We start from the raw sequence: 26,036 nt of genomic DNA, 5'->3' as shown, positions 1-26,036 counted from the left end.
CTTTTTCAATTCAGGGTCTGGAAAACGCACCCGTCAGAGATCAGTTCAGGTGGCGTGGCGCAAAGCGCTCGGGCGACCTGAAATGCCGCCAGAACCTTGGGAACGTAATCGCGGGTTTCGGCATAGGGTGGCACACCGCTGTGTTTACGCACTGCACCCTCTCCTGCATTATATCCAGCCAGAACCAGGATCGGATCGTTTCCGAATTCCCCCATCAGCCAGTCCAGGTACTTTACACCACCGGCTATGTTCTGCTCGGGCTTCAGGCTGTCCTTGACCCCGAAACGTTCGGCAGTCGCTGGCATCAACTGCATCAACCCCTGCGCGCCTGCAGAGCTGACAGCATCCGAGCGCCCCGCAGATTCAACGGAAATCACAGCAAGCACCAGCGCCGGAGAGACCTCTGTGCCTATTGTTGAGCGCAGAATGTCGACCCCTCTTTGCTGTACGATATTCTGAAGAGTCTTCAACCGTGGTGAAGTAACACCCGTCGACGAAAGTGCCTGGAAAGCACTATCGAGTCGGCCAGCACCGGCTTTTGCCAATTCGGGTGAAATCGTTTCCCAGAATGCCTTGTATGACCCGACAGGTTTTTTTGGCGCATCTGGCAAAGGCAGATCGGCCGGCGGTTTTGCACGTGCAATGATTTCTGGCACCACCAACTCAGTCCCCGTGCTGGGAGCTGAAGGCGATGACGCGTGCTCTTCCTCGGTGATCTGAACAGTCACGCGCGGTCGCGCGCCGGGCTTAGGAGCCTTGATTCTTTTGTATACGCCGCGTGGCTCTACATCAGCTGCGGGCACAGGCGCCGCCGTTGCGAATAGCAACGCCAAAACGCCGGCGCATGTAAGTGCGTCCCGGAGATACATTCTGCCTGCCTCATCTTTTCTTTTGGGTTGATTTGATACGCGAATCTTCCCGCAAGGCCAGAAAAACAAAGCGAAATGGGGCGATTTCGCCTCATTTGGCGTAAATTTGCATCGCCCCCCACGGTTCCGTCAAATGGCACAACATTTTTTTTCATTATTTTTCAATTAGTTATAAAATAAATGACTAAAAAGTTAAGCTTGAGGCGAAAAATTCGCTGTTTGGCCCAATTCCTGCCACGCACGAAGAGCAATCATAGTGCCATGCCGAGACGATCGGGGGCTGACTGAGAGAGAAAGCTCTGACAAGACGCCGAGGTTAATTAGAGTTAGATCCTTTAGGAGGGACGAAACATGATCAAGTTCATCAAGAACTTCCGTAAAGACGAAGACGGTGCCGTAACTGTAGACTGGGTCGTTCTGACCGCTGCTGTTGTTGCTCTGGCTGCTGTTGCATACAACCAGGTCCGTACTGGTGCCAGCGATCTGGCAGACAGCGTAGAAAGCGCGCTGACCGGTGTTACCGTAACCACGCCGAACTTCAACTAAGTTAATCTTAGTCACACCAACCTCCAGTACTATTCTATAGGCTGTATGGTTGACCAAGCTATCTGGGGGCCGCGCCTTTCGTCGAAGGCGTGGCCCCTGTTTATAAAATCGCTGCCAATCTGGTGAAACTATGCCGATCAATCTAGCCGAGTTTCTTTCGAACGAAGACGGTGCCGTCACTGTAGACTGGGTTGTCCTGACTGCTGCTGTCGTGGGCCTTGGAGCAATTGCTTATGCGAGTCTCTCGACATCTTTTCAGCACGTGGATTCGCAAACTGGTTCGGCCCTCGCAAATATCGAGATCAGACGGCCTAACTTTTAAAGAAGGGGCGTAAATCGCCCTTTCCCGAGACTATTTCGGTGTTGTAGTCCGTTTAATCGAGAACCCGAAGAAAATCTCCGATTGTCCCCCTTTTCGACACAATTCGTATCTATACCCAATCGAGATGAATCCGCACCTCGTGTGGAGATTTGCCTAGAGTAACAGTAATACAAGGGGACGCGAATGCGTGCTGTATTTGGACTTGTCCTGATCGTTGGGGTCGCATTGGCCGGTGGTGCCGTCTACATGGCCCGCAACTATATTTCTGAGTATCAGGCCCAGCTGGCGCGTGAACGGCAGGCCGCCCAGGAAGCCTTGGCCAATGCCAAGGTTGATGTCGTTCCGACCGTCGAGGTCGTCGTATCGAATCGCACACTTAAATACGGCGAACCGCTGACGAAAGAAGATGTCCGGTTGGTTGAGTGGCCTGAGACCGCTGTTCCCGAAGGCAGCTTTACCGATATGACGATTCTGTTCCCTGAAATCGCAAACGGCGACCGATTCGTCTTACGCACAATGGAGAAAGACGAAGCTTTGATGGAGGTTAAGGTCACCAAACCCGGTGAAGCAGCTGGCCTGACCTCTCGTCTTGAAAAGGGCATGCGCGCATTCGCCATCAGCGTTGACGTCGCATCGGGCGTTTCAGGCTTCCTGCGTCCGGACGATATTGTCGATGTTTACTGGACCGGCTCGCTGCGCGGTGCTGTTCAGGGCGCTGACGGGGAAATAACCCGACTGATTCAAACCAACATTCAGCTGATTGCGGTGGACCAGACCGCCGGTTCCGACGTCACCGGAACAACGATCGCACGTACGGTAACCGTTGCGGCGACGCCCGAACAGATCGCTGCTTTGGCACAAGCACAAAACACAGGACGTCTTTCTCTGGCGCTGGTTGGCGTGCAGGACGAAACCATCGCATCCGCGATCGAAGTTGACCAAAGAAAGCTGCTGGGAATCGAAGAAGAGGCTCCTAAAGTCCAGCCTGTTCAGGAAAAAGTCTGCACCATCCGCACACGCCGCGGCGGAGAGACAGTCACAACAGAGATTCCCTGCACAAACTGACATCAATTCAGTCTGTTAACAGGTAAAGGCCACACGTATCGTGTGGCCTTATCTATTGGAATGTTGCGCATTATCCACATAAGGAAAATTCCGGAAACCATTGATTATTGCAATAAATCCCGAATTCGCGCAGTGTTTGGCACCATAGGGCGCAAGACCCAAAAAAATCGAGTGGTGATCGGAGAGGCAGGTCACATGACAATACGTTCCTGGATTAGTGCATCCCTGTTGGGGATGGCACTTGTTATGAGCCCAGTTGGCAATGCCGCCTGGGCAGAAAACATTCGCGTGGTTAAAAACGGAACAGCTGAAACGCTGGATGTTCCGATGAACCGCGCAATCGTGGTAGAAAGCGAACAGCCGTTCGCGGAACTCAGCATCGCCAACGCAGGCATCGCTGATATCTCCTCGCTTTCAGACCGCACAATCTATGTTCTTGGTAAAGCGCCCGGTCTGACCACGCTGACCCTGTTTGATGGCGCAGGTAACCTAATCACGAACGTCCGGGTGCGCGTTGCACCGGATGTCTCTGAATTTAAAGAGAGACTTCGCCAGATTCTTCCGAATGAGCGAATCGAAGTTCGGACCGCAAATGACGGCATCGTGCTTTCGGGTGTTGTGTCCAGCTCGGCTCGATTGGCACGAGCACTGGAACTGGCGGAACGGTATGCACCTGAGCGCGTATCGAATCTAATGAGTGTCGGTGGCGTACAGCAGGTTATGATGAAAGTCCGGTTTGCCGAAATGAACCGGTCGGTTGCAAAGAGCTTAACAGCTTCGCTTGGCTTTAGAGGGGGCGACGTGACGGGCGGCTTCAATGGCCTGAACACTAATTTCGCTCTTAACAATGCACTGAACAACAACATTCCTCTGACACAGACGAATACCGGCGCCATTCTCTTTGGTTTCGGTGTAGGATCGACGCAAGTTCGTTTGTTGCTTGAGGCGCTGGAGGCCAAAGGCTTGGCTCGCAGCCTGGCGGAACCGAATCTGTCAGCCTTGTCTGGGCAGGAAGCGGAATTCCTTGCAGGTGGCGAGGTGCCAATTCCGGTTCCGCAGGATGACGGTGTTGTTGCCATCGAATACAAGACGTTTGGCGTGCAATTGCTGTTCGTGCCGCGGGTTACAGACAGCGATGTGATCAACCTGGAAATGGGTGCTGTGGTGTCGAGCATCGATCCTAACTCGGAATTCACTATCAACGGCGACCGTGTTCCAAGCTTCATCACCCGCACCACGAGAACAACCGTTGAATTGCGGGACGGTGAGAGTTTTGCCATTGCGGGCTTGATTCAGGACAACTTTACTGACTCGAACAACCAGGTCCCGTGGTTGGGTGACGTTCCGGTCCTTGGGTCGCTGTTCCGCAGCTCTCAATATCAGCGTCAGCAAAGTGAACTCATGATTATCGTAACCGCACATCTGGTATCTCCGACACGTGGCGAAGCGCTGGCGCTACCCACGGATCGGGTAAAACCGCCCAGCGAATTCGATCTGTTCGTGAATGGCAAAGTCTCACGGACGACGCGCGATGGCAGCGGCGCAGCCTCGGAAGTCGCCAAACAAGGCTTTGGCAATTCCTACGGCTACGTGCTGGATTGATTGAGAGGATAGGACCAATGCAGAAGTGGATCTTAACACTGGGTCTTACAGTCGCTGTCGCTGGTTGTACTCGCGAAGCTGGCTATGAAATCGATCAGGGTACTTTCGGTAACGCAGGTCATCACAACACTCTGGTGATGACCGGCCAACTGACATACGGGCAGATTCTGGCGCGTCGCTTTGCGGCAGAAGTACCGAGCCAGATAAACTTTGCCTTTGACAGCGCCCAACTGGACGCATCAGCTCAGCGCATTCTGTTGCAGCAGGCGGACTGGATCAAACAGTTCCCCGAGGCGCGGTTCCGTGTATACGGGCATACCGACGCTGTTGGTTCGGCCGGCTACAATAAGAGCTTGGGCATGCGACGCGCCCAGGCGGTTGTATCGTTCTTTGCCCAGCAGGGGATTTCACGATCGCGGCTTGAGGCTGTCGTTTCCTTCGGAAAGACGAGACCTCTTGTTGCAACGCAGGATCGGGATCGCCGGAATCGCCGCACTGTTACCGAAGTCTCAGGCTTCTTCGACAAGCATCCGCTGGTGCTGGACGGCAAGTACGCCGAAGTCATCTATCGCGAGTACGTCGAAAGCGCGACCGCCATCAGCATCATCCAAGCGGATGATGGCGGCGACGGCGGCGGCGGCGGCGGCGGACAATAAGTCCAGATTGGGCGGCATCGTCGCCCAATTCCCTACAATTGGTTCTTTTGCGCCAAATTCTCGCCCAAGTTTCGAGTGAATTTGCGAACAATAGGGTGACCTGCGGCCAGAATTGACCGCTTTAGGGCGACAGCAGACCGAATAGCGATCTTCGACGTTCTCTCGTTTGCTGCGCTCTCACGACGAGGATTGTGTTTATGACGAGCGCCACGCCGCAAGACGAAAATACTGCCATCCTGGCCTGCACGATCAGCCGTGATGTCCAGAATTTTGATCTGTTGATCGAAGACATGGAAGCTGCGCTGGGGGAGCGTTGGGGGGATCTAGGTTTTGCCGAAGCGCTCGCCTTCTTCAGCCAGCCCGAAGCCGAATCGCTTCAGTTCGTTGCCCTCGCGATTGACGGCGAAGACGAAGACAACCTGACCCTGATGGGCGAGATCATCTCGCAGGCCAAGGAAAAGAAGATCAAGGTTGTTCTCATCGCCGAAGATGTGACCCCTGCGTCATTGCATCAATTGCTGCGCAAAGGTGCTGACGAATTCGTCCCCTACCCTCTTCCGGAAAACGAGTTGCAGGAAGCAATAGACCGGATGAACAAGCCGGATCCGGTTCATGTACCGCAAGCTGACGCTGTGCATCTGTCGAACGGGGATTCCAAAGAAGGTGCGCTTTTTGTCGTTCAAGGTCTGGCCGGCGGTGTCGGTTCGACCACATTTGCGGTCAATCTGGCCTGGGAGTTGGCAACGGTGTCCGACAAGGATGCCCCCAAAGTATGCCTTATCGATCTGGACCTGCAATATGGCACAATCTCGACGTATCTTGACCTGCCCCGTCGCGAGACGGTGTTCGAGATGCTGTCCGATACGGCCTCAATGGACGAGGAAGTATTCGGCACTGCATTGCAGACTTACGAAGAAAAGATGGAAGTGCTGACTGCACCGTCGGATATGGTGCCGCTGGATATCATCACCCCTGAAGATGTACAGCGTGTAATCGATACGGCCCGCGCCCACTTTGATTATGTCATCGTAGATATGCCCAAAACGCTGGTCCACTGGTCTGAAACCGTTTTGCAAGCTGCGCATGTATATTTCGCCCTTATCGAGCTGGATATGCGCTCTGCTCAGAACGCATTGCGCCTGAAACGCGCATTGCAAGCCGAAGAGCTGCCGTTCAACAAGCTTCGCTTTGCTTTGAACCGGGCCCCCAAATTCACCGACCTGAATGGTAAAAGTCGGGTCAAACGCATGGGCGAAAGCCTGGGCATTTCAATCGATCTGCAACTGCCTGATGGCGGAAAGCCAGTCATGCAAAGTGGCGATCACGGTCTGCCCCTGTCCAGTTCAGCGGCCAAAAACCCGTTACGTCGGGAAATCGCAAAACTTGCGAAATCGCTGCATAGCCTGGGCACAAGTGACGCCGAAGCAGCCTAACATCAGCCCGAGGGGGAGCCGCAGTGTTTTCACGATATAAGAAACAACCCGCCGGACAGCCGGTTGAAACGGCGACCAACGCTCCGGCGCCAACCCCTGATGCCGCAGCTGCGCCAGCGGCAGCAAAATCTAACGCAATCGCTCGCAAGCCGCTGCAAAAGAAGGCAGCCGAGGTGACGGGATCTGATCGGGAACGCAAACGCAAAGAGCGTTTGGGTGAGATCAAGATCGAGCTGCACCGGGAGCTTTTGGAAAACCTGAACCTCGCGGCTCTGGAAAATGCTGCTGAGGCGGAACTGCGGACCGAGATCAGCGCAATTGCCAGCGAAGTTCTCGAAACACGCAATATCGTTCTCAATCGCGAGGACCGGACGCAGCTCAACAAGGAACTCTATGACGAGGTGACCGGCCTTGGTCCGCTGGAGACATTGCTGCGCGACGACACGGTCAACGATATTCTTGTCAATGGTCCGCAACAGATCTTTGTCGAACGATTCGGCAAGCTGGAAGTCAGCGACATTACCTTTAAAGACGAAAAGCACCTGATGCGGATCATCGACAAGATCGTATCCGCTGTGGGTCGTCGCGTCGATGAATCAAATCCTTATGTTGACGCCCGTCTTGCTGATGGCTCGCGTTTCAACGCGATGGTGCCGCCGATTGCGGTTGATGGCTCACTGGTTTCCATTCGTAAGTTCAAAAAAGACAAGCTTGGCATCGACGATCTGGTCAATTTTGGTGCGTTTACGGAAGAAATGGCAGCTTATTTGCAGGCTGCCGTCTCGACCCGTCTGAACGTTATCGTTTCGGGCGGTACGGGTTCTGGTAAAACAACCACTCTCAACGCTTTGTCCAGCTTCATCGATGATGCTGAACGCATCCTGACGATTGAGGATACAGCGGAACTTCAGCTGCAGCAGACCCATGTAGGTCGGATGGAAAGCCGCCCGCCCAACGTCGAGGGCAAAGGCGAGGTCAGCCCGCGCGACTGTCTGAAAAACGCCCTGCGTATGCGTCCTGACCGCATTATCGTGGGCGAGACGCGTGGCGCCGAGGTTATCGACATGTTGCAGGCCATGAACACCGGCCACGACGGATCAATGACCACAATTCACGCCAACTCGGCCCGCGACGGTATCTCACGTCTGGAGAACATGATCGCGATGGCCGGTATCGAGATGCCGATCAAAGCGGTCCGCAGCCAGATCTCATCGGCTGTGAACCTGATCGTACAGGCTAGCCGTTTGCAGGACGGCTCGCGTCGGATGACCTCGATCACCGAGATCACCGGCATGGAAGGTGATGTGATTTCCATGCAGGAAATCTTTCGTTTTCAACGCGTTGGCTTGACTCCAGACAACAAGATCATCGGTCACTTTACCGCGACAGGTGTACGCAGCCACTATTCCGAGCGGTTCCGGCTGTGGGGCTTTGATCTGCCCTCGTCGATCTACGAACCCACCACAGTGTAGGAGATCCGGATATGCAACTGCCCGTAGAGGCGCTTATCTATGTCGTGATCTTCGTCGGAGTTTTGCTCCTGGTCGAAGGTATCTACCTTGTGGCGTTTGGCAAATCGATCAGCTTGAACAGCCGGGTCAACCGGCGGCTGGATATGCTCGACAAGGGCGTCGGCCGTGAGCAGGTGCTGGAACAGCTGCGCAAGGAAATGCAGCAGCACATGAAGTCGCAGAGCATCCCGCTCTACTCGTTGCTGGCTGACAAGGCCCAGAAAGCGGCTATCGCCTTCAGTCCCCGCCAACTGATCATGATCATGGCTTTGCTGTCTGGTCTGGCCTTTATGGGGCTGAGCATTGGCACCACCGCCGATACTGTCTTGCGTGCAGCTATCTCGGTCGCGATCGGCATCGGCGCTGTATATGCTTGGGTAAACAGTAAAGCCAAAAAGCGTATGGCGCTCATGGAAGAGCAATTGCCCGATGCCGTGGAACTCATGGTTCGGTCGTTGCGCGTTGGTAACCCGTTCATATCTTCGGTTCAGATTGTTGCCAACGAAGTACAGGATCCCTTGGGCACGGAATTTGGCGTCATTGCAGATGAATGTGCATATGGCCGGAGCGTGGGTGAAGCTCTCAAGGATATGGCCGAACGTCTGGGAATGCAGGATTTGCGTTTTTTGGCCGTTGCCGTCGCGATCCAACAACAGTCCGGTGGTAACCTTGCCGATATTCTGGCCGGGCTTGCTCAGGTTATTCGTGCACGCTTTCGTCTGTTCAGACGCGTCAAAGCGATCACCGCCGAGGCTCAATGGTCCGGTAAGTTTCTGTCCGGTTTCCCGCTGGTCTGTCTGGTATTCATCCTGGTGAAGGATCCGAACTACTATGACACGGTCATAGATGAACCATACTTCATTCCGGCCTGCTTCTTTGTCGGCATCATGCTGACACTGAACGTGATCGTTATGAAAATTCTGACCAACATTAAGGTCTGAGGAGTCACCGATGGAATTCTTGACCTATGTAAACGACATGCTGACAGAGCAGCTGGGTGAATTCGGACCCCTTATCGTTGTTGGGGTTTTAGGTCTGTTCATGATCCTGGTGACTGTTCCGCTGATGCTGAATCAGCCCGAAGACCCACTGAAAAAGCTTCAGCGCTCGAATACAGCGCCGAAGAAAGAAAAAAAGAGCAAAAAGGACCAGCTCAGAAACTCTGGGCGGAACGAAAATCTCGAAAAATTCTCGAGTTTTCTTGAGCCGCAGAACGAAGACGATCTGTCTGCTATGCAACTCAAGCTGCGTCAGGCTGGCTATCAGTCCAAAGACGCGGTGCGGTTCTTCCACTTTGCCCAGTTCGCCCTGGCCATTGCCGGTCTGTTGATCGGCGTGCTGCTGATCACAGTGTTCTCCAGCGGAGAAGAAGAGCTTACTGGTCAACAGATGGCGATGCGCGTTCTGATCCCGGGCGGTATCGGCTACTTCATCCCGAAATACTGGATTACCCGACGTGTCGCGGAGCGCCAGGAGGCGATTACGGCGGGCTTCCCGGATGCACTTGACCTGATGCTTGTCTGTGTCGAAGCGGGTCAGTCGATGGATCAGGCGATCGTTCGAGTGGCGGCGGAAATGCAAAGTTCTTACCCTGACATCGCGCAGGAGTTCGAAGTGGTCGCATACGAAATGAAGGCCGGTAAGGACAAAGATACGGTTCTGCGTGATTTCGGAACACGCTGCGGGGTGCAGGATGTCAGTGCATTTGTAACCGTGATGATCCAATCGGCAGCATTTGGTACATCGATCGCCGAAGCCCTGCGGGTCTATGCCGGCGAAATGCGTGACAAACGCGTGATGCGCGCCGAAGAAGCCGCGAACAAGTTGCCAACCAAAATGACACTTGCCACAATGATGCTGACGGTCCCCCCGCTTCTGATCATTCTGGTCGGTCCATCGGCAAAAGGCATCATGGAGTTCGGAAAAGGCGGCGGGGTCGACTCGGGACTCTAATCCCTTCGTTAGGCCTGCTACAGGAGTCTTTATCAGGGTGTTTCGCAACTTTCCAATCTTGGCCACCGTGGTTCTTACCATGGTGGCTTCTTGCACTGACACCGGTCTGAACAACGGCCCTTTCCCTCCCGGAGTCGACCCAAAGGGCGAAGCCGCGGACGAGCTAACCGTCGGAAACAGGCTGATGGCCGCAGGGGAATATGAGCTGGCGCTCGAGTCTTTTACCCGCGCTGCTTTGGATGAGGGGATGACCCCTCAAATCCTGACTTCGCTTGGGACAGCGAATCTGGGCCTCAGGCGTCTGGGCCAGGCGGAAACGCTTTTACGTCGCGCCGTGGAAGACGAGCCTGACTGGCCTGTGGCGTGGAATAATCTGGGCGTGTTGCTGATGGAAACCGGTCAGTATCCCGAGGCGTCGCAGGTCTTTCAAAGGGCCTACGCCCTGGACAATGGCGAAAGTGACGCAATCCGTGACAATCTGCGGTTAGCACTCGCAAAAATGGAAAATCCTGTTAATAATACCCCTCAAGAACAAGAATATACGCTGGAACAGCGGGGCAACGGTGCGTTCGTGCTTCGCAAAACCCAGTAACAGAGGCGAGAGCAGTAAAAGGACGCAAAAAATGCGCCAACTATTCCTGATTCCGACAGCAGTGGCGTGTGGGCTGGTTCTTTCCGCCTGCGCAAAAGAAACCGAAGAAGAAAAAGTTGAACGCACTTTCCAGGAAGTGAACGTCATCGACGAAACCAACCTGAACGATGTGATGCTGAGCGCTGCCGACCCCAACGAGGCGGTCACCTATTTTCTTGGCGCTGCCAGTAAAAACCCGGACCGCATCGACCTTCAGCGTGGTTTGGCCATTTCGTTGACACGTGCCAAGCGCAACACCGAAGCGGCGGTTGCGTGGAAACGTGTTCTAGATATGAAGGGTGCGACCAACGCCGACAAAGTCGAATACGCAGATGCGTTGGTTCGCGGCGGCGAGTGGAAGCGCGCCAAGGCCGCTCTGGATGCGGTCCCCCCCACTTATGAGACGTTCCAGCGCTATCGACTGGAGGCACTGGTTGCTGACTCCAGCAAAGACTGGAAACGCGCCGATCACTTCTATGAAACGGCCGTCGGCCTGACAACGCGCCCGGCGGGCGTTATGAACAACTGGGGCTATTCAAAGCTGAGCCGTGGCCAGTATGCCGAAGCCGAGCGTCTGTTCACCGAAGCAATCCGCCAGGACAAGTCGCTGTTCACGGCCAAGAACAATCTGGTTCTGGCCCGCAGCGCGCAGGGCAACTATTCAATGCCTGTGGTTCCGATGTCGCAAGCCGAGCGCGCACAGCTGTTGAACACGATGGGAATTTCGGCCGTAAAGCAGGGCGACCTGACGACCGCCAAAAACCTGTTCCGCGAAGCAATTGCAACTCATCCACAGCATTTCGACGAAGCTGTTCGCTCGCTCCGCGCGCTCGAGGAAGCATAAATCATGCAAATACCCGCAACGGCCGCGATGTGGTTTTTGCCGTTTGTTCTGCCGATCTGCTTTTACGTAATATTCACGGATATGCGGGAGATGCGGATTAAAAACCATGCGGTCAAAGCGCTGACCTGGGTATTTGTCATTGTTGGTTTGTTTGCACTTCCTCCATGGTCAGGACCGTGGCTTGAGGGAGAGATCGGTCCATTGTCCTTTTCGCTGCCCATCTATCTGTGGCAGTTATTCCATCTGGTCGTGGTTATGTTCTTTGCCATTCTTTTGACCGCTGCGGGAGCGATGGGAGCCGGTGACGCAAAATTCTGTGCATCAGCTGCGCCCTTTATCTGGCTGGGGGATCTGATGGTTCTGATGGCCATCGTTACGGCGTCAATCCTTGGCGCTGTGACCACCCATCGGCTCGTAAAATACACCGCTTTGCGCCGCATCGCGCCGGATTGGAAAAGCTGGGACACGGGTAATCGCTTCCCAATGGGGTTTGTCCTGGCCGGGAGTTTGTCCATCTATTTGATTTTAGGTATATTTTACGGCTCCTAAACCATCATCAGTACGCCTTGCCCGCGCCTTGGTCCTGCCACAAAGCTGCGCCAAATTTTTCGCAAGCGACCCCTGTTCGGGGCATTTGACGTGACAACCTGATAGACGAGCAACGCTCATGAACATGCAGACGACCTCCGTTGTAGCCCCCCCTGCCCCCAAGGGCTTGGGTGAAATGCGGCTTCCACTGGTGATGATGCGGGACATTCTTCTGAAAACAATCTTTCGTAAGAATGTGGATACTGTATCTGACATCGCCTCAGCCATTTGCTTGCCGGGCGCGGTTACCCAGGAACTGGTGGACATGGCGCGCGAACAGAAACTCCTGCAGGCGACGGGTACGCTGAATGCCAACAGCGGTAACGAGATGGGCTATCAACTCACCGACGCTGGAAAAGCGCGTGCTTTGGACGCGCTCAGCCAGTCCGAATATTTCGGCGCAATGCCAGTACCGCTGGATGTCTATCGCGAACAGGTCAAACGCCAATCGATCCGCAACATTCAGGTCACGCGTGACCAGTTAACTGGCGCGATGGGGCATCTGGTTTTGCCCGACAGTCTGCTGGACCATCTGGGACCCGCGGTCAGCGCGGGTCGTTCGATCCTGATGTATGGCCCTCCGGGCAACGGTAAGTCCTCGATTTCAAACGGTATTCGGGATGCGCTGGGAGATAACGTTTATGTCCCTCGCGCCATCGAATATGCCGGTCAGGTGATTACGGTCTATGACCCGATCGTTCACACCGCGATTGAGCAGGAAGCGGATGACCCCAACAGCATTCGTCGCCGCAAACGCTTTGACACGCGCTATGTACAATGTGAGCGCCCAACGGTGGTCACCGGTGGTGAACTTTCGCTTAGCATGCTGGATCTGGTCTACAATCCGACCGCACGTACCTATCAGGCGCCACTACAGCTGAAATCCACCGGCGGCATCTTTATCGTGGACGACCTTGGTCGTCAGGCAGAACCGCCACAGGCACTGATCAACCGTTGGATTGTTCCGCTTGAGGAAAGCAAAGATATTCTTGGCCTGCAGTCGGGTGAAAAGTTCGAAGTTCCGTTCGATACGCTGGTTATCTTTTCGACCAACTTCCACCCGAATGAGATTTTCGACCAAGCGGCTCTGCGCCGGATCTTCTTCAAGATCAAGATCGATGGCCCGAATCAGGAAAACTTCCTGAAGATCTTTGCTATGGTTGCCCGTAAACGCGGCATGCCACTGGATGAGTCAGCGCTGGTTCATCTGCTCAAGGTCAAATACCCGACGATCAACAATATCTATGCGAACTATCAGCCGATCTTCCTCATCGATCAGATGATCTCGATCTGCGAGTTCGAGGGCATCCCCTATCAGATGAACCCTGACCTGATCGATCGTGCATGGGCCAACATGTTCGTCAAAGAAGAACATATCGTCCACTAGGAACACCTTCCCCCCTGCCATTCTGATCACGGGCGGGTAATCTGCAGTCATGACGCAGATTCCCGCCCGGATTGACAATTGGTTTGCCGCCAAAGGCTGGTCCGTTCACCCCCATCAGCAAGACATGTTCGACCGGGCGCAAAATCCGGCAACGGTGCTGATCGCCCCCACCGGCGGGGGCAAAACCATGGCTGGATTCCTCCCGTCACTTGCCGAACTCGCTGATGGCAAACACAATGGCCTGCATACGATTTATGTCTCTCCTTTAAAGGCGCTGGCTGCAGATATCCGACGTAATCTGCGCGTGCCGGTAGAAGAGATTGGCTTACCCATTCGCATCGAGGATCGAACAGGCGACACCTCGGCCACCCAAAAGAAACGCCAACGCGCCGACCCACCGCATATCCTGCTGACCACGCCCGAGAGTCTGGCTCTGCTGACCTCATACGAGGATGCGGCCCGTATGTTCAGCGGCGTTGAAAGGGTGATCGTGGATGAAATCCACGCTCTGGCCGAAAGCAAACGTGGTGATCAGCTGATGTTGGCGTTGGCCAGGTTACAATCACTTAACCCTGCGCTGCGACGCGTAGGACTGTCGGCAACAGTAGAGGACCCAGAGGCAATCGCGCGCTTTCTGGCCCGCCATCCCGACCCTTGTGAAGTTGTGCAAGCCGATCCCGGCCCGGACCCAGATATCTCAATGCTGGAAACCGAGGAGATGCCACCATGGTCAGGTGGTGGTGCCGCTTATTCGACCCCCGCAGTGTTGGACCAAATCAAGAAACACAAGACGACACTGATCTTTCACAACACCCGCGCACAGGCCGAAATTTTCTTTCATAATCTCTGGCTAGCCAACGACGACGCCCTGCCTATTGGCATCCACCACGGCAGTCTTGACCGGCAACAGCGCGAGCGTGTCGAAGCCGCTATGGTTCGCGGAGACCTGCGCGCCATCGTCTGTACCGGCAGCCTGGACCTGGGGATCGATTGGGGCGACGTGGATCTGGTGATCCAGATCGGAGCACCAAAGAATGTCAAACGGCTGGTTCAACGCATTGGACGTGCCAACCATCGTTATAATGCACCATCCAAAGCCTTGCTGGTCCCAGCCAACCGTTTCGAAGTGGTAGAATGTATCGCGGCGCTAGAGGCTGCAAAAGCGCATGAGCTGGATGGAGAACCGCGCGGCCGCGGCCCGCGCGATGTCCTATGCCAACACATCCTGATCGCTGCAGCCTCGGGGCCATTTGATGCGGATACTCTGTTTACCGAGATGACGTCCGCGGGACCCTATGCGCAACTGGATCGCCCCCAGTTTGATGCCTGTCTCGATTTCTGTGCGACCGGCGGCTACGCGCTGCGTGCCTATGATCGCTGGCAGCGCCTTCTGCAACGTCAGGATGGGCTGTGGCAACTTCGCGACCCCAGAGCTGCGCAGCGTATCCGAATGAATATGGGCACCATTCAGGACACTGACACGCTGAAAGTGCGCCTGAAAAGAAATCGCGGGCGCAAGCCGCTGGGTGAAGTGGAAGAAGCCTTTGCCGCGTCTCTGACGCCCGGAGATACGTTTTTGATCGGGGGGCAGATCGTACGATACGAAGGGTTGCGCGAAATGACGGTCGAGGTGAGCCGACGCGCTGACCGGAAACCCAAGATCGCCACCTTTTCCGGTACGAAATTTGCCACCTCTACACAGTTGAGCGATCGCATCCTTCGTATGTTCGCACAGTCAGACTGGCCTCAACTGCCACCACATACAGCGCAATGGCTGTCCTTGCAGCGTGACCTCTCACAGCTGCCGCAGCGTGACAGGCTGCTGATCGAGAGCTTTCCCAGCGATGGGCGAGAACATTTGTGTGTCTACGGTTTCGCTGGTCGCAATGCCCAGCAGACACTGGGCTTGCTGGTCACCAAACGGATGGAAGAAACAGGATTGGCCCCATTGGGCTTTGTGGCAACTGATTATGCCACTCTGATCTGGGGGCTGGATGCTGTGACCGACCCGCGCCCGCTGTTTCAGATTGATGCCCTGCGCGATGGTCTGGAGAACTGGCTCGCAGGAAATGCGGTGATGAAACGTACCTTTCGCGCCTCGGCCACGATTACAGGTCTGATCGAGCGAAACACAGGCGGACAGCGCAAAAGCGGACGGCAGGCAACGTTTTCCTCAGACATCCTGTACGACACTTTGCTCAAATACGATCCGGATCACCTGCTGATGCAAATCACCCGTGAAGAGGCGATGCGCGGGCTAGTCGATTTCGGACGGATTGAGGCCATGATCGAACGTATCGGTGATCGGATCGATCTGTTGCGCCTGGATCGAGTTTCACCGCTGGCCGCACCTCTGTTCCTTGAAGTCGGTAAAGTCCCTGTCAAAGGCGCCGCCGAGGAACGCCTATTGGCAGAAGAGAGCGCCCGTCTGTTGCAAACTGCAGGTTTGGCGGAAGTGTAACGCTGCCTCTTGCAAACACTGCTCAAACGGGCAAAGAACGGATCATGAACAGTCTAGAGTTTTCCTTTGCAGGTCAGCGCCTGCGCGCGCTGGGTTCAGGGGCTTTGTGGTGGCCGGAACAGGATTTGCTCTGTGTGTCAGACCTGCATCTTGGAAAATCCGAAAGGATGGTCCGGCGCGGAGGCCCCGCCCTGCCCCCTTACGATAACCGCGAGACACTTGCACGACTGGCGACAGATCTTGAGTACACCGCAGCAGGAACAGTGATTTGTCTTGGCGACAGCTTTGACGATCTGGATGCGTCTCTGTCACTGACTGATGACGAACGGTTGCGGATTTCAACGCTTCAGGCTGGGCGTCATTGGATATGGATTGAGGGCAATCATGATCCGGGACCAGTGGAGCTGGGTGGAACGCATCTGTCCGAATGGTCCTGCGATTCTCTGGTGTTCCGGCATATCACGCAGTCCCACGATCGCGGTGAGGTTTCCGGTCACTACCACCCTAAAGCGCGCATTCTTGTCAAAGGACGCTCGATCACGCGCCCTGCCTTCCTGCTGGACAGCGATCGCATGATCTTACCCGCCTATGGGACATATACAGGTGGGTTGCGCAGCTCTGAAAAGGTTCTGAGCGAGATCATGGCACCCGACGCCAAAGCGATACTGACAGGACCGCAGCCTCTGATCGTGCCAATGCCAAGATGACGGCTCAGAGCAAACCATCCTCAACCAATTTCGGTTTGTATTTCCTGCTCACGGGGACCAGATCACCGTTCTGAAGTCGCAAGAAAATCTTCCCGTCCATCCTCTCGGTGCCGGTGATAGAAGCATCCGTCACCCAATGTGATCGATGCGTACAATGCCCCGGGACAGGCTCCATCTCATTGATGGCGTCAGTAAATCGAGACCTGATGGTGAATGTCCCATCCGAAGTCACAACATCCACATTGTGGTCACGCACGGTCAGCCGATAGATCTGGCCGGAAAATCCACTTGGCAAACGGTTCGTCAGTCGCGGTTTGATCGATTCTTCCGGCTGAGATGTCGAGTCGGCGACATCGCTACTGCTCACCAGGACCAATCCAGCGCTAAACAATATCCCATAGGTACCGACCGACAACAGGTCCGGCGCATCCTGACCGCTGAACGTATACAGCATCCAAGCAAGCAGCCAAAGCGATGGTGTGAAGAGCGCAAGGATCAGGATCGTGAAGGTCACGTTTGGCATGGATCGGCCTAACTGATCAAAGTGGCCATTTACCAGTGTTTTTGAGGTCCAAGTAGCTGCCACCGCCAGCATCATCACGCCGATCCAAAAAACGAGGCGTTGGGAAAATGGCAGATCCATTTCGCGGAAGGGTGGAAAAGAGTAGGCAAGCAGAGGAATAAATACGAGACCGGCGATCACCCTCTGAGGGCTACACGCGGCAAGTATCTTGCGTAGCTTTGACGTCATACCAAACTAACAAGCGGTCTTCCGAAACCCAGCCCAGATGCCTCGGGCGACCTGCACTTATACTTCGTAACTGGCTGGAATAACGTGTTTATCACGATATGTCAGACATTCAAACCCGTTTATGGGATAAAGTCACATTCGTGATCAACCGCAATAAATTTGGATAATTTTGGTAACAATCAGCCAAATTTAAAGGGGGGCCGGGCAGAATTACTCTGCCCGGCGAAATGTCTTAGGCAGTCAGGCCTTCGGGCTCTGGCAGGCTATTTGCACGGCAGCATGCGGTCAGAGTATTTGCCAGAAGGCAGGCAATGGTCATTGGGCCAACACCGCCGGGTACAGGTGTAATGGCGCCTGCACGCTCAGCCGCGCTGGCATAGTCCACATCACCGACCAGCTTGTTCTTACCATCACGCTCAATGCGATTGATGCCCACGTCGATGACAGTGGCGCCTTCTTTGATCCAGTCACCAGGCACCATTTCCGGGCGGCCAACTGCAGCGACGACAATGTCGGCGCGGCGTACAACGTCCGGCAGGTCCTTGGTGCGCGAATGCGCGATGGTCACGGTGCAGCTGTCACCCAGCAGCAGTTGCGCCATCGGCTTGCCCACAATGTTCGAACGGCCGATCACGACTGCGTCCATGCCGGACAGCGAGCCGTGGTGGTCACGCAGCATCATCAGGCAGCCCAATGGGGTACAAGGTACCATCGACTTCTGCCCGGTGCCCAACAGACCAACGTTCGAGATGTGGAAGCCATCAACATCTTTGGAGGGGTCTATCGAGTTAATGACCAGATCTTCGTTCAGGTGCTTGGGCAGAGGCAACTGCACCAGAATGCCATGTACAGCCGGATCGTTGTTCAGCTTGTCGATCAGGGCCAGCAGATCTTCCTCGGATGTATCGACGTCCAGCTTGTGCTCGTACGAATTCATGCCGACTTCGACGGTCATCTTGCCTTTCGAGCGGACATAAACCTGGCTGGCTGGGTCTTCACCCACCAGAACCACGGCGAGACCGGGGGTGATGCCATTTTCTTCTTTCAGCTTTGCGACCTGATCGGCCACCTGCGCGCGAACCTTGGCCGCAAAGGCCTTTCCGTCGATAACCTGCGCTACCATCCTTTGATCCCTTCTTTCAAAAAACGGATCGGGCGCGGAAAGCGCCCGGTTCTTCAGTCGGGGCCGAGCACGCGTTCTTCGCGGGCAATCGACCAGTCAATCAGTATACGCCAGAGCTTTTCGGCAAGATCGGGGTCCATGCCCAACTCATCCGAGCTCTTGCGCACACGCTGCACCACTTCTTCGACACGATCCGGGATGCGGGCTGGCAGCCCCTCGCCGGGTTTCAGCTGAGACGCGCGGTCGATATAGCCTGCGCGCGTAACCAACAATTCGATCAATTGGCGGTCCAGCTTGTCGATCTGAGGCCGCAATTCCTGCATCGAGTGACAGTCTTGCGGTGGTATCAGAGTGGGCATTTTAATCTCCTGTGGCCCGGGGATATCCCCGGACCACGAGATGTCTTATTTGGGGGCTTAGAACAAGCCCTCGATCTCACCTGCGTCGTTAAGACAGATGGTTTCCGCAGCCGGCTTGCGAGGCAGACCAGGCATGGTCATGATCTCACCGCAGACGACCACAATGAAGCCGGCACCTGCGGACAGACGCACTTCGCGAACCGGAACCGAGTGGCCGGTCGGCGCGCCGCGCAGGGTCGGATCGGTCGAGAACGAGTACTGGGTTTTCGCCATGCAGACCGGCAGGTTGCCATAGCCAGCTTCTTCCCACTCACGCAGTTGGTTGCGGATCTTGTTGTCAGCCAACACCTCGTCGGCGCGGTAGATGCGCTTGGCGATGGTTTCGATTTTCTCGAACAGCGGCATGTCGTCCGGGTAGATCGGCGAGAAATTCGCGCTGCCACCTTCGACAATTTCGACGACTTTCTCAGCCAGCGGTGCGGACCCTTCCGAGCCCAGCTCCCAGTGACGCGACAGAATTGCCTCAACGCCATGCTCACCGCAATAGTCGCTGACCGCCTGCACTTCGGCATCGGTGTCGGTGACAAAGTGGTTGATGGCGACAACAACTGGCACACCGAACGATTTCACGTTCTCGATGTGGCGGCCCAGGTTGGCGCAACCATTAACAACCGCTTCCACGTTCTCCGCACCCAGATCGGCTTTGGCAACGCCACCGTTCATCTTCATCGCGCGCACGGTTGCAACCAGCACCACTGCAGACGGAGCAATGCCCGCCTTACGGCACTTGATGTTCATGAACTTCTCGGCACCCAAGTCAGCACCGAAACCGGCTTCGGTCACAACATAGTCAGCGACTTTCAGAGCGGTTTTGGTCGCGATGACTGAGTTACAGCCGTGTGCGATGTTCGCGAACGGGCCGCCGTGGACGAATGCCGGGTTGTTTTCCAGCGTCTGCACCAGGTTCGGCTGCATCGCGTCCTTCAGAAGAACGGTCATCGCGCCTTCGGCCTTGATGTCACGGCAGTAAACCGGTGTCTTGTCGCGGCGGTAAGCAACGATGATGTCGCCCAAACGCTTTTCCAGGTCTTTCAGGTCGTTTGCCAGGCAAAGGATCGCCATGACTTCGGACGCCACAGTGATGTCAAAACCTGCCTCACGCGGGAAGCCGTTCGATACACCACCCAGTGAAGCTGTGATCTGACGCAGGGCGCGGTCGTTCATGTCGACCACGCGGCGCCACGCGACGCGGCGGGTGTCGATCTCGCATTCGTTGCCCCAGTAGATGTGGTTGTCGATCATTGCCGACAGCAGCGAGTGAGCTGAGGTGATGGCGTGGAAGTCACCGGTGAAGTGCAGGTTCATCTCTTCCATCGGAACAACCTGCGCGTAACCGCCACCTGCAGCGCCGCCCTTCATGCCGAAGTTCGGGCCAAGCGAGGCTTCGCGGATACAGATCATCGCGTTTTTACCGATGCGGTTCAGGCCGTCACCCAGACCAACGGTGGTAGTGGTCTTACCTTCACCCGCCGGGGTCGGGTTGATCGCGGTCACGAGGATCAGCTTGCCGTCTTCGCGGTCCTGAACCGAGTTGATGAAGTCCTGGCTAACCTTCGCCTTATCGTGGCCATAGGGCAGCAGGTCTGCAGAATCGATGCCGATTTTTGCGCCGATTTCCTGGATCGGCTTTTTGTTCGCCTCACGGGCGATTTCGATGTCGGATTTGTAGCTCATTGGGCAGGGTCCCTGATTGAATGCCGTGCGAAACCGACGCTGAACGTCGGCGCTGGACAACCCATACCGTTGTGTACAATTGCGATGGATAGAGATTCCGACATAATCATGCCGTGAAACGTCGTAGACGCCATTCAGCAGTTTCAAATCGGAAACGACGGCGCCTTATGGTGCCCAGCTACGCTGATCCGGCACAAACAGGGACAATGTATCACCAACCCGCAGATTTCCGGGACATTCAACCCATGCGGTGACGCCACGACGACCCTGTGCAGCAGGCTTGAACGCAGCGCCATGTCCCGGTGCTTCGTTTTCGATTTCACGGCCGGGTATAACGCAAGGGCGGTTTTCCATATCAATTGTGACGGTCAACCCGCCCGAGGCCTGCAGGCGTGACGACGGAGGCACATAGGTAAAGTCAGGTATCCCTCTTACGACGATGCTCACACCCAGCAATGCAGGATCAAGCGTTTCAAGCCCCATGTCAGCTGCGATTGCATCCATTTCTTCCGCGGACAGAATCGACAATTGGCGCACATTGCGGATTTCGGTTCCCTGCGGGTAGAGGTTCTTTACCCGAACGCATGAGGCACGGTTGATCCCTTCGTGGCGCGCGCCCTGATCTCCGGCAAATCCCAGATGCAATTCTTCGACGGATCTGGCGCGAATGTTACTGCCCGATGGAACGTGACCAAGCCAGACGACTTCGCCTGAAAACTCCGTTTTTCGCAAAACCGGCATGCTGCTCCCTCGCTTTCTTTTTGCTCAAGGTCGCACCCTAAACTCATCCATTGCAAATTGAAGGGCCAAACAAAAAAGACCCGGGTCCAGGCCCGGGTCTTTTCGAATTATGTGGTTGGTTCAGGCTCCATCCCACCGTCCGGCGGCGATTTCTTGGCCTTGGTTTTGGGAATCGCCGTGACACTTGGTGCGCTGCCCTCATCCGAGCTGTCGCTTTCATCATCGCCTTCGTTTGGCGAGTCACCGTTCATCACGCGCTTGATCTCATCACCGGTCAGAGTCTCATATTCCAGAAGGCCCTGAGCCAGACGTTCCCACTCTTCATTGTGGTCGGTCAGGATTTTGTGCGCTTGCTCATACCCTTGCTGGATCAGGCGTTTCACCTCTTCCTCAATCAGCTCTTTGGTATGTGCTGAGACCGAGAAACCAGCGGTGTTACCCGAGTAGCCTTCATGGGCTTCGGCATAGTCGATGTTACCGACCTTGTCGGACATGCCCCAGCGCATCACCATGGCGCGCGCCAGTTGGCTGGCCTGCATGATGTCGCCCGCCGGGCCGTTCGAAACGTGATCTTCACCATACTTGATGACCTCAGCAGCCTTACCTGCCATGGTCATGGCCAGCTTCTGTTCACACTCATCACGGTGATAGTTCAACTGATCCATCTCAGGCAGGCTGACAACCATACCCAATGCACCACCGCGTGGAATGATCGTCGCTTTGTAGACCGGATCACACAGCGGCAGAGTCATACCAACAACGGCGTGGCCGGATTCGTGATAGGCTGTCTTTTCCTTCTGATCCTGCGTCAGCACCATCGAGCGGCGCTCGGCCCCCATCATCACCTTGTCTTTCGCGTTTTCGAAATCTTCCATGGTGACAAAGCGGCGTCCCACACGGGCGGCCATCAGCGCCGCCTCGTTCACGAGGTTGGCCAGATCGGCACCCGAGAAGCCCGGAGTACCGCGTGCAATGATGCGCAGGTCGACATCGGGGCCCAGAGGCGTCTTACGTGCGTGCACGCCCAGAATTTTCTCACGGCCTTTGATGTCGGGGTTACCAACGGTCACGTTGCGGTCAAAACGGCCCGGACGCAGCAGCGCGGGATCCAGAACGTCTTTACGGTTGGTGGCCGCCAGAATGATCACGCCTTCGTTGGCCTCGAACCCGTCCATCTCGACCAGCAACTGGTTGAGGGTCTGTTCGCGTTCATCGTTACCGCCGCCATAACCGGCACCACGATGGCGGCCCACGGCGTCGATCTCGTCGATGAAAACGATACAAGGCGCGTTCTTTTTGGCCTGTTCGAACATGTCGCGCACACGGGATGCACCAACACCAACGAACATTTCAACAAAGTCGGAACCCGAAATAGTGAAGAACGGTACACCAGCCTCACCCGCAATCGCGCGGGCCAAAAGCGTTTTACCAGTACCCGGAGGGCCAACCAGCAGCGCACCTTTGGGAATCTTGCCACCGAGGCGCGAGAATTTCTGCGGGTTGCGCAGGAATTCCACGATTTCTTCCAGCTCTTCCTTGGCTTCGTCGATGCCAGCAACGTCATCAAAGGTCACTCGGCCATGCTTTTCGGTCAGCATCTTGGCTTTGGACTTGCCAAAGCCCATCGCGCCGCCTTTGCCGCCGCCTTGCATCCGGTTCATGAAATAGACCCAGACGCCGATCAGCAGCAGGAAAGGCAACAGAGTGATCAGGAACGACTGGAAACCCGATTGCTGCTGTTTTTCAGCGCGTACGGGGATGTTCTTGTCGATCAGCAGCTTGGTCACTTCTGCATCTGCAGGTTTGATCGTGACATAGTTGCCGCCGGTATCAGTGGAGTAGCGAATTTGTTCACCGTCGAGGGTGACGTTCTTGACGTCACCGGCCTCGACCGAGCTGACAAACTCGGAATAAGTTTTTTCATTGCTCTGGAGCGTTCCACCCGGTCCACTGAACAGATTGAACAGTGCAAGGATCAGCAGGAACAGAACAACCCAGAAGGCGATGTTACGAGCGTTGCCCAAGGAAAATCTCCCAACAGATTTCGGCAGATGGGGATCTGCCGGGTTGCTCCTTAAAATAGAGATGATTGTGGCAGGTTCAATGCGATAAAAACGATGCGTAAAAGTCTGGCACATGCGGGGCCAGTTCTACGCTCCAGCCATTGGCATATCCGGCAAGCGGTGCAGACAGCAGTTCATCCCCTCGCCAAACCGCAGGTGAGGATAGAATCGCCGCTCGGGGGCGCCCCACCAAACGCCAGTCATCAAGGCGTGAGATTCCGCGCTCGCCAAGCGGGCGCACCCTTGTTTCAGCTGCGCTCGGCCCGTTGAGAACCCAGCGCCTATCCCACGGGGTTCCCGGATGCGCTGTCTGATCCTTCACCGCGTTTAGTTCCCTGCAAATCCAAGCATTATTGCCTTTGGGGATCACCAGGCACCCCCCGACAGACACTGTCTGCCTTGTCAAAAGCGTATCAACCACTTGATCAACCGCGCTCTGACGTGGGGGATATCCGCCCTGTGTGATCCAACCGAAGGTTCCCACCAAGATCCTGCGCTGGATTTCTTGAGGCAGTGCTTCAAACCCATTCAAGTCGATACACACATCACCGGATTCAACCACGGCGATCTTGCGGGCGGATTCCTGCGCAAACAGCTCCAACGCATCACGCGCTTGTGCAAGGTTGCCAGCTACCCTGGACAAGGTTTCAGCAGTAATTCCGATGTTGCCAAGACCTGTCAGAGCCTCACGGGTCTTGATCCGGTCAAAGCGCGCGTCCCGATTCGATGGGTCCTCGATCCATGTCACACCAGCCGCGTTCAGATAGTCGCGCAGCCGGGCGCGGGTGATCGAGAGCAGCGGACGCAGCAGGTCGATGCCGCCTTGTCGACGAACCTTGGCCATGGCCGACAAGCCCGTGACCCCAGCAGAACGCGCCAGACGCATCAGAAGGGTTTCGGCCTGATCATCCGCTGTGTGGCCCAGCGCAATAGCTGCGATACCACGGCTTTGCGCCCATTCGGCGAGCAATCTGTATCGAGCACGCCGGGCCTGATCCTGAAGGTTGCCGGAACCGTCCCAACCTTCCCATTTCAAGGTCTCGTGAGGCACGCCCAAATCTGCTGATCGCCTTGAAACAGCAACGGCCTCATCCGCAGCTTCAGCACGTAAACCGTGATCGACTGTTGCGGCATAAAGTTCGAAACCTTCCGTTCGGGCGATCCCAGCAAGCAGATGTAAAAGTGCGGTGGAATCACTCCCGCCGGAAACCGCCACGCCGATGCGACGCGGCAGCGGTTCCGGCAGATGTCGCAGGATTTCGGCCCTCAGCGTGTCTGCGTCAGAGGTCAAGAACAGCCCAGCGACGCCATTTCCTGAGTGGCAGACGCAACCGATGGAGAAGCGGGGAAGCGCACACCGACCTCACCCAGTGTAATACATGCCTGATCGGTTTGCCCCAGACGACCCAGTGCTGCGCCGAGCTCATAAAGCGCTTCGGGTGCGACAGGTCCTTCGGAATCCCCGGTAAAGCTTGCCAGAAACGCCTTGGCTGCTTCGCGGGTGTCACCCAGACCTTCCAGTGCCTGTCCACGCTTCAGATTGGCCTGAGGTGCAAGCGGGCTGCCCGGATAGGATGTGTCGAACTGTGCAAACATATTAGCTGCAGTTTGGAAATCACCATCCGACAATGCCTGCGAGGCCGTATCAAAATCGGCCTGTTCACCAACCGCAAGCTCGGTCTGGCTAACCTCAGAAGATTCGGATGCCGTTGGCGCAACAACAGTCGTAGTCTGTTCTTCACCACCCAATGTTGAAGTTTCACCCAAGGTGCTCAGATCGCCGCCTTCCAACTCAACCAAACGAAACTCCAGATCGCCAATCCGATTGGTTCCGTCGGTGACAACATTCTGAATACGTTGATTCAGCTGCTCAGTTTGCCGGGTTAGACGCTGCAACTCGGCCTCAATGGCGTCAACCCGTTCCAGCACCGAACTGCCGGACAGGTTTGGGGCGGGAGAGCCGGTCGTCGAAAACTCGCGCTTCAGGCGTTGGATTTCAACGTGCAGCACCGTCAATTCCTGCCGGATGTCCGCTAAAGTTTGCTGGTCCTGCGCCTGCGCTACACCTGCGGCGGTTACCACCGCCGCCAGAACCCATCCTGCAAGTCTCATTATCTTACCCCAAGGTTGATCCGGTCAGCACCGTCACCGCACGACGGTTCTTGGAATAGCATTCCTCGGTGCTGCAAATTTCGATCGGACGCTCTTTGCCATAGCTGATTGTCTGAATGCGATTGCCCGCAACGCCACGCGAAATCAGGTACTCCCTTGCCGCATTCGCGCGGCGGGCGCCCAGTGCAAGGTTGTACTCGCGGGTGCCCTGCTCGTCCGCATGGCCTTCGATCGTCGCGGTGTAATCGGTGTTGGCAAGCAGCCACTCGGCTTGGCCCTGCAGAACTGTCTGCGCCTGAGGCGACAATGTGGACTGATCGACCGCAAACAACACGCGATCACCGACAGTCTGCTGGAAATATGCAGGTGAACGCGGGTCACTTGGTGAACCCGGCTGGATTGCACCGCTGCCACCGGCACCACCGCCCAGAGCCGAAGGATCATTGTTGCTACAGGCGGCGATCAACATCAGCGCGCCCAACGCCGCGAATTTGCTCAATACGTTCATTACAATTGCCTCTTGTCCCGTTTGTTTATTGACGACTGTCTACCATAGCGCGGTTGCGTTGTGAACTTTG

General features: G+C 55.7%; 24 protein-coding genes. 14 read left to right on the top strand and 10 right to left on the bottom strand.

What is annotated here, in order from left to right:
- Positions 1-5: 5 nt before the first annotated feature.
- The gene (locus tag GOX61_RS03195) at positions 6-869 is read right to left on the bottom strand and encodes a lytic transglycosylase domain-containing protein (protein ID WP_170331213.1); all 864 of its coding nucleotides are present in this window, start codon (positions 867-869) and stop codon (positions 6-8) included.
- A 351-nt stretch (positions 870-1,220) separates the two neighbouring features.
- Here GOX61_RS03195 and GOX61_RS03190 point away from each other — a divergent pair, with 351 nt between their 5' ends.
- The 14 genes from GOX61_RS03190 (at position 1,221) to pdeM (ending at position 16,575) form a co-directional block, all read left to right on the top strand.
- Entirely contained in the window at positions 1,221-1,415 is a 195-nt protein-coding gene (locus GOX61_RS03190) for a hypothetical protein (protein ID WP_155139560.1), read from the top strand.
- 505 nt (positions 1,416-1,920) lie between these two features.
- The gene (cpaB, locus tag GOX61_RS03185; protein ID WP_155139558.1) at positions 1,921-2,802 is read left to right on the top strand and encodes a Flp pilus assembly protein CpaB; all 882 of its coding nucleotides are present in this window, start codon (positions 1,921-1,923) and stop codon (positions 2,800-2,802) included.
- 195 nt (positions 2,803-2,997) lie between these two features.
- Positions 2,998-4,404, top strand: coding sequence for a type II and III secretion system protein family protein (locus GOX61_RS03180; RefSeq protein ID WP_155139557.1), 1,407 nt, complete (start codon positions 2,998-3,000; stop codon positions 4,402-4,404).
- 17 nt (positions 4,405-4,421) lie between these two features.
- The gene (locus GOX61_RS03175; protein ID WP_155139555.1) at positions 4,422-5,060 is read left to right on the top strand and encodes an OmpA family protein; all 639 of its coding nucleotides are present in this window, start codon (positions 4,422-4,424) and stop codon (positions 5,058-5,060) included.
- Positions 5,061-5,257: 197 nt separating this feature from the next.
- Positions 5,258-6,493 carry an AAA family ATPase gene (locus GOX61_RS03170; protein WP_155139553.1) on the top strand — a complete coding sequence of 412 codons (1,236 nt, stop codon included), beginning with the start codon at positions 5,258-5,260 and terminating at the stop codon, positions 6,491-6,493.
- Positions 6,494-6,516: 23 nt separating this feature from the next.
- Positions 6,517-7,965 carry a CpaF family protein gene (locus GOX61_RS03165; RefSeq protein ID WP_170331212.1) on the top strand — a complete coding sequence of 483 codons (1,449 nt, stop codon included), beginning with the start codon at positions 6,517-6,519 and terminating at the stop codon, positions 7,963-7,965.
- A gap of 11 nt (positions 7,966-7,976) precedes the next feature.
- Entirely contained in the window at positions 7,977-8,945 is a 969-nt protein-coding gene (locus GOX61_RS03160) for a type II secretion system F family protein (RefSeq protein WP_155143336.1), read from the top strand.
- Between the two features lie 10 nt (positions 8,946-8,955).
- The gene (locus GOX61_RS03155; protein WP_170331210.1) at positions 8,956-9,957 is read left to right on the top strand and encodes a type II secretion system F family protein; all 1,002 of its coding nucleotides are present in this window, start codon (positions 8,956-8,958) and stop codon (positions 9,955-9,957) included.
- 79 nt (positions 9,958-10,036) lie between these two features.
- Positions 10,037-10,549, top strand: coding sequence for a tetratricopeptide repeat protein (locus tag GOX61_RS03150; protein ID WP_155143343.1), 513 nt, complete (start codon positions 10,037-10,039; stop codon positions 10,547-10,549).
- A 31-nt stretch (positions 10,550-10,580) separates the two neighbouring features.
- Positions 10,581-11,432 carry a tetratricopeptide repeat protein gene (locus GOX61_RS03145; RefSeq protein ID WP_155143334.1) on the top strand — a complete coding sequence of 284 codons (852 nt, stop codon included), beginning with the start codon at positions 10,581-10,583 and terminating at the stop codon, positions 11,430-11,432.
- A 3-nt stretch (positions 11,433-11,435) separates the two neighbouring features.
- A complete protein-coding gene (locus tag GOX61_RS03140; RefSeq protein ID WP_170331208.1) occupies positions 11,436-11,981 on the top strand; it encodes a prepilin peptidase in 546 nt (181 codons plus the stop codon).
- A gap of 118 nt (positions 11,982-12,099) precedes the next feature.
- Positions 12,100-13,407 carry an ATPase gene (locus tag GOX61_RS03135; RefSeq protein WP_155143332.1) on the top strand — a complete coding sequence of 436 codons (1,308 nt, stop codon included), beginning with the start codon at positions 12,100-12,102 and terminating at the stop codon, positions 13,405-13,407.
- 49 nt (positions 13,408-13,456) lie between these two features.
- Entirely contained in the window at positions 13,457-15,868 is a 2,412-nt protein-coding gene (locus tag GOX61_RS03130) for a ligase-associated DNA damage response DEXH box helicase (protein WP_170331206.1), read from the top strand.
- Positions 15,869-15,912: 44 nt separating this feature from the next.
- A complete protein-coding gene (pdeM, locus tag GOX61_RS03125) occupies positions 15,913-16,575 on the top strand; it encodes a ligase-associated DNA damage response endonuclease PdeM (RefSeq protein WP_170331204.1) in 663 nt (220 codons plus the stop codon).
- 4 nt (positions 16,576-16,579) lie between these two features.
- On the opposite strand, the gene GOX61_RS03120 is transcribed toward pdeM, so the two are convergent.
- The 9 genes from GOX61_RS03120 to pal form a co-directional block, all read right to left on the bottom strand.
- A complete protein-coding gene (locus tag GOX61_RS03120; protein ID WP_254436737.1) occupies positions 16,580-17,218 on the bottom strand; it encodes a LytTR family DNA-binding domain-containing protein in 639 nt (212 codons plus the stop codon).
- Between the two features lie 340 nt (positions 17,219-17,558).
- A complete protein-coding gene (gene folD / locus GOX61_RS03115; protein ID WP_155143328.1) occupies positions 17,559-18,449 on the bottom strand; it encodes a bifunctional methylenetetrahydrofolate dehydrogenase/methenyltetrahydrofolate cyclohydrolase FolD in 891 nt (296 codons plus the stop codon).
- 53 nt (positions 18,450-18,502) lie between these two features.
- Complete coding sequence (locus GOX61_RS03110; RefSeq protein ID WP_155143327.1) at positions 18,503-18,808, bottom strand: chorismate mutase; 306 nt, start codon at positions 18,806-18,808, stop codon at positions 18,503-18,505.
- Positions 18,809-18,865: 57 nt separating this feature from the next.
- Positions 18,866-20,542 (bottom strand): formate--tetrahydrofolate ligase, encoded by a 1,677-nt coding sequence (locus tag GOX61_RS03105; protein WP_155143326.1) that lies wholly within the window; start codon positions 20,540-20,542, stop codon positions 18,866-18,868.
- A gap of 165 nt (positions 20,543-20,707) precedes the next feature.
- Entirely contained in the window at positions 20,708-21,283 is a 576-nt protein-coding gene (locus GOX61_RS03100) for an MOSC domain-containing protein (protein ID WP_170331200.1), read from the bottom strand.
- A 107-nt stretch (positions 21,284-21,390) separates the two neighbouring features.
- Positions 21,391-23,307, bottom strand: coding sequence for an ATP-dependent zinc metalloprotease FtsH (gene ftsH / locus GOX61_RS03095; protein WP_170331198.1), 1,917 nt, complete (start codon positions 23,305-23,307; stop codon positions 21,391-21,393).
- Positions 23,308-23,383: 76 nt separating this feature from the next.
- Positions 23,384-24,637: a tRNA lysidine(34) synthetase TilS gene (gene tilS, locus GOX61_RS03090; protein WP_170331196.1), complete on the bottom strand. Its 1,254-nt coding sequence runs from the start codon at positions 24,635-24,637 to the stop codon at positions 23,384-23,386.
- Positions 24,634-25,458: a tol-pal system protein YbgF gene (gene ybgF, locus GOX61_RS03085; protein ID WP_170331194.1), complete on the bottom strand. Its 825-nt coding sequence runs from the start codon at positions 25,456-25,458 to the stop codon at positions 24,634-24,636. The genes tilS and ybgF overlap by 4 nt, the downstream gene beginning before the upstream one ends.
- A 4-nt stretch (positions 25,459-25,462) precedes the next feature.
- Positions 25,463-25,966, bottom strand: coding sequence for a peptidoglycan-associated lipoprotein Pal (gene pal, locus GOX61_RS03080; RefSeq protein WP_170331192.1), 504 nt, complete (start codon positions 25,964-25,966; stop codon positions 25,463-25,465).
- Positions 25,967-26,036 lie beyond the last annotated feature (70 nt).

The sequence above is a fragment of the Ruegeria arenilitoris genome (genome assembly GCF_013030265.1).
GTDB lineage: Bacteria > Pseudomonadota > Alphaproteobacteria > Rhodobacterales > Rhodobacteraceae > Ruegeria > Ruegeria arenilitoris_E.
This window is presented reverse-complemented; position numbering and strand designations above follow the sequence as displayed.